This is a genomic window from Bartonella sp. AA86SXKL, from assembly GCF_042196885.1.
Genome location: NZ_JBHIRE010000198.1, coordinates 1 through 886 on the forward strand (window position 1 = coordinate 1; position 886 = coordinate 886).

Annotated in this window: 1 pseudogene; it reads right to left on the bottom strand. The window is 35.1% G+C overall.

Annotated elements, in window-relative coordinates:
- Nucleotides 1–318 (bottom strand): annotated as a pseudogene (locus ACFIO5_RS10960) (integrase arm-type DNA-binding domain-containing protein); the annotation flags it as partial.
- Nucleotides 319–886 lie beyond the last annotated feature (568 nt).

The window sequence follows — 886 nt, forward strand, 5'->3', positions numbered from 1 at the left end:
AAACATCTACGATACTGTCTTTTAAAAAGTGGAGTATGCGCATTGCCTCACGCTTTTGTTTCTCACGTTCTTTAATGGGAGCAGGCCCCTAGAACAGAACGCTATTGTGTTGTGTATTATTCACACACTTGTTTTAAAAAACATCTCTTAAAGCACCCAAACCCATTTCACGACAGCGCCCATAAAAAGCCCATGAAAGGTATAACGGTAAAGCCATTGGATAGCACCCTCTTTACACTTATGAAGGAGAAAGCCGGCACCATCATTCTCTTTGTCAGCGCAAAATGTTGCACCAGCCTTTGCATTAAGACGGTTCATGAGAGGGCATTTTTATTTCTTTCTTTACGGATACCTACACGCCCACCCTATTTTTTATGTGCAAGCAAATAGTTTTGATTGCTTTACTATTATAAACAGCTTTGAAATGAGAAAAGCTTACGATATTTGAAGAACGAATTCAAGTTAAAAATAATAATTTATCTTTATAAATCAATATATTATCAAAATGTGAGATAGGTAACTCTCTTGTGAACACAATTTTCAATTTGATGAAGTTGAAACAAATAATATTATTGCAAATACAATTTTAGCAATCATCTAGAATAGAAAAATGATGAAATATTTTTTAATTTTTATCATCATATCTATACTCAATGCATTATCATTTTTTTATGGGGATGCCTTTTTAAGATGCCGTTTCAGTGCCATGAGAATCTCTCCCTAGAAAATCATGATTTCGGAGCTTTGTTTGAAGAATAAAATAGTCGTTTTGCTTCTAGGTCCAGAACACTGTAAGGTGCTCCGAAGGGGTTCCTTGACTTTAAGAACAAAGGCTTGTTAGTTTTCTCAACAAACGCGGATCTAATGTCATGATTTTGGTGAGTGG